This is a genomic window from Borreliella sinica (assembly GCF_033969665.2).
GTDB classification, from domain to species: domain Bacteria; phylum Spirochaetota; class Spirochaetia; order Borreliales; family Borreliaceae; genus Borreliella; species Borreliella sinica.
Genome location: NZ_CP179553.1, coordinates 37,724 through 43,723, shown reverse-complemented (window position 1 = coordinate 43,723; position 6,000 = coordinate 37,724). Strand labels below are relative to the sequence as shown.

Sequence of the window (6,000 nt, the reverse complement as noted above, 5' to 3'; positions counted from 1 at the left end):
TACTATTGCGGGGCTACCAGAATAACCAAAACCGCCAATTATTAAAACACTAGGGGCTTTAGCCAAATATGAGACTCAACTATCAGAATATATTATGTACCTTGTAACATTTTTGGCTAAAACAAAAGTGAAAGTTAATGACCCAAATTATCCAGAATTCACTTACCCGGACTTATCAACACTAAAAGAAGAACACTCAATGCCTTCAGTAAGGCATAATATCAAACTACTTTTAGAGTATATCCAAAAAACAAAACCAATAGCAAAAAAAGTTTATAATCAATATTCAAGATTAAAAATGTGAATTACAAAAAGTTTTTTCTTGCAAGAAATTATACTTTATATTGTAAATATAAATCCCTATTGACCCAAAATAGTGTATAATGACTATAAAGGAGAAATTTTATGAAAACCGTGCTAACAAATACTGTAAGTGAAGAACAAATATATAACGAATTTATAAGATTGGGTATGGAACAACTAATAGCACAAGATTTATCCAAAAGATATTTTCATAATGAGCTTACATATAGAGATTTAGAAAATTTAGAAAAACAATTTGGTTTAAAGTTTGATAATCTTGAGTTTAAGATAGATACTGTAGAGAAGACTTTACAAAAGGATATATCTAACTTAGACGCTAAGATTGATAGAGTTGAGAAAAATTTAAACACTAAGATTGATAGAGTTGAGAAAAATTTAAACACCAAGATTGATAGAGTTGAGAAGAATTTAAAACAAAACCTTGACGAAAAACTAAAAATTCATGAAAAATTTTTATTAGAAAAACTCAATGTGAGCAATAGATTAATAATTATTACTACAATAATAGTAGCTCCAATTGCTATATCTAGCATAGCAAATATTGTTATGTCGTTAATTAACAGTATTTTCAAATAAAACTTACAAAGAATTTATAATATATAATTTACCATTTTTAAATACTCCCCTCCTAAAAATTAATATTTCTCAAAATTAGATCTATAATTGCAAGAATATTTTTTACTTAATGTATTGTACTGAAGATAATAAAAGGAGATAAAAATTAAAATTATAAATATATTATTTTGTTTGTTTTTACTTGTTCTAAGTGGCTGTAATTCTAATGATAATGACACTTTAAAAAACAATGCCAAACAATCACAAAGTAGAAAAAAGCGCGATTTAAGCCAAGAAAAAGTACAACAAGAAAAACCAAAATCCAAAGAAAAACTGCTTAAAGAAAAGTTATCTAATGATCAAAAAACACAGCTTGACTGGTTAAAAACCGCTTTAACTGATGATGGAGAATTTGATAAGTTTTTAGGATATGATGAATCCAAAATAACAGCAGCGCTTGATCATATAAAAAAACAACTTGATAGCTGTAACGGAAAAGAAAATGCAGAAAATCTAAAAACCACTTTTAAAGAAATAGTTAAAGGCTCTCTCAAAAGTGGTATAGATAATTTTACAACTGAAACAGATAGTACTTGCAATTCGCAATAAAAAAAGGAATAATAATGAAAATCATTAATATATTATTTTGTTTGTTTTTACTTGTTCTAAATGGCTGTAATTCTAGTGATAATGACGCCTTAAAGAAAAACAAGGCGCAGCAAGAAAAGGGTAGAAAAAAGCGCGATTTAAGCCAAGAAAAAGTACAACAAGAAAAACCAAAATCCAAAGAAGAACTACTTAAAGAAAAGTTATCTGATGATCAAAAAACACAGCTTGACTGGTTAAAAGACACATTGGAAAATGAAAAATTTGATAAATTCTTAGGATATGATGCAGATAAAATAAAAAAAGCACTTGACCATATAAAAACTCAACTTGATAAATGTACCGGAAATGATGACGGAAAGAATACTTTTAAAGAAACGGTTAAAGGCTTTTTTAGCGGCGGGGATATTGATAAATTTGCAACCGATGCAGTTAGTGCCTGTGACAATTAATAATATACTAGCCCCCCATTTTGGGGGCTTTGTTATGTAAGTGTATCGCCATGATGCGAATATATAATTAATTCTTTCTTCTTCTTTTAAAATAAGAAAGAATTTTAATATGCTTTTTTCATAAATGAGCTGCTTAAAATCCACAAAATTATTAAGCCTATCTATATCGCGCAGTTTATTGTTTTTCTCTAGATAGTCTTTTATAATTTCCGCCCAAAACTTTGGTCTTTTAAGCTCGGCATTTTTATTAATAAATTTTGTCAAATCGTCTGCAATTTTTTTGTAATCATCAATATTGTTGGGGTCTATTTTTTCCATAAAGTCTATTTTTTGAATAATTATATTTATTTTGTCTTTTATTGTAGGGTCATTTACACAATCTTTTATGTTAGACAATGCTTCTCTAAAAATTGCGTAACTGCGAAAATTAGCTTTTCTCTGTTCTAGATTAATATCTCTTTTCTGGACTTGAATAGTGTCTTTTTTTTGTTCTGAAATATTGCTTTTCTGATTATAATATCTCTCTTTTTTCTGATATTGATTAACAACAGTTTGTTCTTGCTTTCGATTAGCGCCAACTTGTCTATTGGAAACAGAATTTTCATCATTATTATCAATATGCGCTGCATCGTTATCAACTTCACTTCTTATGTTAAGACAAGCGACTAAAGCATACCTTTTAAAATAAGTAATAGCTGATCCAACTTGTTGTGGTAATGTATTTATAGTTTTAGACTCATCTATATGAATTCGTGTATCAAAAGACTCTCTGTACCCAGTACTTTTGCTGTAAAATGTAGTTCTAATATAATCAACTATACCATATTGACCCTCTCTAAACATTGGAAATTGCCTAAACATAAGATCCAAATTATGCTTTTTAATAACGTTGTATATTTCTTCTACTATATCATTGAAATCCTGATACTTATACTTATGTCCCTGAAGACTTTTATCAATGCCCGGCAAATTCCTAAGTAGAGTATCCATACCGTTTAAGAATTTGATTTCTGCTTGAATATTAAAATTATTATTTTTTGAAAAATTGTTCATTTTTTATACTCCTTATATTGAAAGTAATAATAATTATATAGCAAAAACTATTTTTGACAATTTCTTTACAAAAATTTTTGCAAAAAGAAGTGGGACTTAACCAAACTCTCTTATTAAAGAATCTCGTTAAGTTCCCACCGTATTCTGATTTTTTGGAAATTTCTAAATAACAGGTAGTAAACACATGAACATGTTTCACTACGATTATTTGTAGTGTATCCCAATTTAAGATTAAAACCAAATTGAGGTTATTTATTGCAAAAAATGAGGGCTTAGCTAGATTCTCTTCTTAAAAGAACTAAGCTAAACCCTTTCTTTATTCTTTGGCAAATTTCAATATAAGGTAGTAAAACAAATGACAGTGTTTCACCACGATACTTGTAGTATAAACTAACTTTAAATTAAAATCAAATTATTTTCTTTAAATTACAAAAAGTGTATTTAATTAACAAAATTAATAATTAAAATTATATATTTTTTAGAAAGTCTTTACTTTTAAATCAAAATTATGCATTATAATATTAATTATTAATATTTCAATATAAGGAGAAAACTTAAAATGCTAAAAGTTTCAACCAATAAAAAAGTCCCAATTGCCACAACAAACATCAACGCAAATTAATTGTTCTTATTTCAACACTAGCCTACATAAACACCAAATATAAGAAATATACCCAAAAAACCATACTCTATTACTTTAATGAAAATTTAAAAAGAAATGGTCAAGATACTACTACATTAAGAACATTGCAAAAATATCTTTACAAATTAGAAAAAGATATAAAAGTAACTACCAATTACTACAAACACCTGGGGGTAAATTGTGGGACTGAAATTTACTATCACCTTAATTATGAAAAAAGTGAGTGTCACTTTAAAATCAACCAATACTTTCAAGAAAAAAACACTCTCAATTTACATCGAGAGTTAATAACTACCTTAAAGACAAATTTCCAAAAAAGGTTAATGTAGAGTTGGAAGAGTGTTTAAGTAATAAAAATAATAATAAAAAAGAAGAAAGAAATAAAAAAATAGAAAAGTTTCAAGTAATAAGCTATGCCAAAAAATGTAACTTCAAAGATAAAAGAATTCTTTCTATTGTCTTAAATCTAGGCATTAGTAAAAATGAGAAAATTGTAATGCTTAGAACTGCAAAAATGCTTGAAATTAAATTAACAAGAGATAAAAATATACATTTTAACAAAAATTCTTTAAAAGAAAAGCAAGATTTATTAAAGGAAATTTTAAACAATTATCAAAAAGAATTAGAAAAAAAAGGATATAATCCAAAACAATTGGAAACAGAATTTCAAAAAATATATGAAAACTATAAAAATAAGCCGCATTTTATAATTGAGTATCACAAATATAGCGATTTAAGCAAAATAAGGCACAAATTATAAAAATCAATTGAATTGAAAGAAGAAAATTCACAAAAAGATTATGAGAATTTAAAGATAAACACTTTCAATATACTTATTGAACAACTAAAAAATACGGCAAATATTGAAGTTTTAAAGCCAATTGTAAAAGACTATTTGAATAGCAAAAAGAAATTAGAATACAATAAAGTATTTAACACGTATTATAATGATTTATTAGAGATAATAAGAAATTCGTTAACGATAGAAGAATTTAGCAAAAAGGTTATATAAGGATTAAATATGGAAGCTGCACCTGAGCCAATAAAAAAGGGTAAATGCAAAGTTGAGTGCAAAAATAAAGATAGATTTATTTTAATTGAGAAAGAAAGTGGTAAAGCAATGTACCATATATCAATAATGATGGATTTATACAAATTTGGAGTTTATGAGAATAAAAAAAAGAGTAAAAAGAAAAGAATGGAATTTAGAGTATCATTAAGGGCACTATTTAATGGGTAAAGAATTATTCAAGAGACTCACTTATACCCCGAAAAAGAAGGGGATAAATTTTTAGGAATTTATTACGGCTTTAGAAAACCAATAAAAAAAGCTTTTATAAAGTATGAAGTAAATGGGAATAGAAAATCTTATGGTTTTGCAAGGGCATATTACATGGAAGTTAGATTTAAAGCAGGCAGCGTTTTTTTTATTTCAAGGGATTATACCGCTTATTATATAGAGAGAGAATGAATAATCACTACAACAAAATATTATTTAGTATGTTTACAGATTTAGAAAAACAAGTATATGAATTTTATGGGAAAAAATACCCGGAACAAGGACCACTAACAAAATGGATAATAAAAAACCTAAAATAATAACAATTGCGTCAATCAAGGGCGGTGTTGGCAAAAGTACAAGCGCTTTATTTTATAGCAATATATTAGCTAAAGAAAACTATAAAGTATTGGTAATTGATAGCGATCCGCAAGCCAGTATAACTAGTTACTTTTTATTTAAATTAAAAAAACAAAATGTGGATATTGAAAATTTCAATCTTTATGAAGTCTTTAAACAGAGGAAATATATAGAAAATTGTATTTTTACAGTTTCTGATTATCTAGACATAATTCCTAGTTCATTAGAATTATCTGTTTTTAATTCAGAAAGTATCCCATTACAAGACAATCTTTTAGAAAAAAGACTTTTAATTGTTAAATCTAAATACGATTATGTAATAATTGATACAAATCCTAGTCTAGGACATCTTTTAAACAATGCTTTAGTGATTACTGATTATTTGATAATACCAATTAATTCTGATTTATGGGCAATTGAAAGTATAGGGCTAATATTAGATGCAATAAATAAAGTTTATAGAAACGATATTGCACCTTGCTTTTTAATAACGGGAGCTTTAGAAAGGCAAAATATTGACAGAGAGATAATATCTAAATTAGAAAATATTTATAAAGAAAATCTAATAGGGATTATTCCTAAGAGAGATGATATTAAAAAAGCGCTTTTTTATAGAAAAGAATTTTCTTCAAAAACAGATTATTATCAAGAATATAAAAAATCTTTAAACAAAATGTTAAAAATAAAATAACAAATAAAAATAATCCAGTAATGGACAAATAAGGAGC

At 26.4% G+C, this 6,000-nt stretch carries 6 protein-coding genes and 3 pseudogenes; 8 read left to right on the top strand and 1 reads right to left on the bottom strand.

Annotated elements, in window-relative coordinates; genetic code table 11:
• Positions 1-37 precede the first annotated feature (37 nt).
• The 4 genes from QIA41_RS05885 (at position 38) to QIA41_RS05870 (ending at position 1,937) form a co-directional block, all read left to right on the top strand.
• The gene (locus tag QIA41_RS05885; protein ID WP_418909514.1) at positions 38-304 is read left to right on the top strand and encodes a BBA14 family lipoprotein; all 267 of its coding nucleotides are present in this window, start codon (positions 38-40) and stop codon (positions 302-304) included.
• 101 nt (positions 305-405) lie between these two features.
• Positions 406-900: a Bdr family repetitive protein gene (gene bdr / locus QIA41_RS05880; protein ID WP_418909494.1), complete on the top strand. Its 495-nt coding sequence runs from the start codon at positions 406-408 to the stop codon at positions 898-900.
• A gap of 144 nt (positions 901-1,044) precedes the next feature.
• Positions 1,045-1,488: an Mlp family lipoprotein gene (locus QIA41_RS05875; RefSeq protein WP_418909513.1), complete on the top strand. Its 444-nt coding sequence runs from the start codon at positions 1,045-1,047 to the stop codon at positions 1,486-1,488.
• Positions 1,489-1,502: 14 nt separating this feature from the next.
• The gene (locus QIA41_RS05870; RefSeq protein ID WP_418909493.1) at positions 1,503-1,937 is read left to right on the top strand and encodes an Mlp family lipoprotein; all 435 of its coding nucleotides are present in this window, start codon (positions 1,503-1,505) and stop codon (positions 1,935-1,937) included.
• Between the two features lie 51 nt (positions 1,938-1,988).
• Here the strand turns inward: QIA41_RS05870 and QIA41_RS05865 are convergent.
• Positions 1,989-2,990: pseudogene (locus tag QIA41_RS05865) on the bottom strand (ERF family protein); the annotation flags it as partial.
• 621 nt (positions 2,991-3,611) lie between these two features.
• On the opposite strand from QIA41_RS05865, the pseudogene QIA41_RS05860 reads away from it, so the two are divergent.
• From QIA41_RS05860 to QIA41_RS05845, 4 genes and pseudogenes are all read left to right on the top strand, one after another.
• A pseudogene (locus QIA41_RS05860) lies at positions 3,612-4,393 on the top strand (plasmid maintenance protein).
• A gap of 12 nt (positions 4,394-4,405) precedes the next feature.
• Positions 4,406-4,645: a hypothetical protein gene (locus tag QIA41_RS05855; RefSeq protein WP_418909492.1), complete on the top strand. Its 240-nt coding sequence runs from the start codon at positions 4,406-4,408 to the stop codon at positions 4,643-4,645.
• 9 nt (positions 4,646-4,654) lie between these two features.
• Positions 4,655-5,232: pseudogene (locus QIA41_RS05850) on the top strand (DUF226 domain-containing protein).
• Positions 5,208-5,963 (top strand): ParA family protein, encoded by a 756-nt coding sequence (locus QIA41_RS05845; protein WP_418909491.1) that lies wholly within the window; start codon positions 5,208-5,210, stop codon positions 5,961-5,963. Before QIA41_RS05850 ends, QIA41_RS05845 begins: the two are co-directional and overlap by 25 nt.
• The last annotated feature ends 37 nt before the right edge of the window (positions 5,964-6,000 follow it).

Excerpts from the sequence above, each read along its gene's own strand:
- bdr (WP_418909494.1), top strand. The coding sequence starts at position 406 with ATGAAAACCGTGCTAACAAATACTGTAAGTGAAGAACAAATATATAAC.
- QIA41_RS05845 (WP_418909491.1), top strand. The coding sequence starts at position 5,208 with ATGGATAATAAAAAACCTAAAATAATAACAATTGCGTCAATCAAGGGC.
- QIA41_RS05870 (WP_418909493.1), top strand. The coding sequence starts at position 1,503 with ATGAAAATCATTAATATATTATTTTGTTTGTTTTTACTTGTTCTAAAT.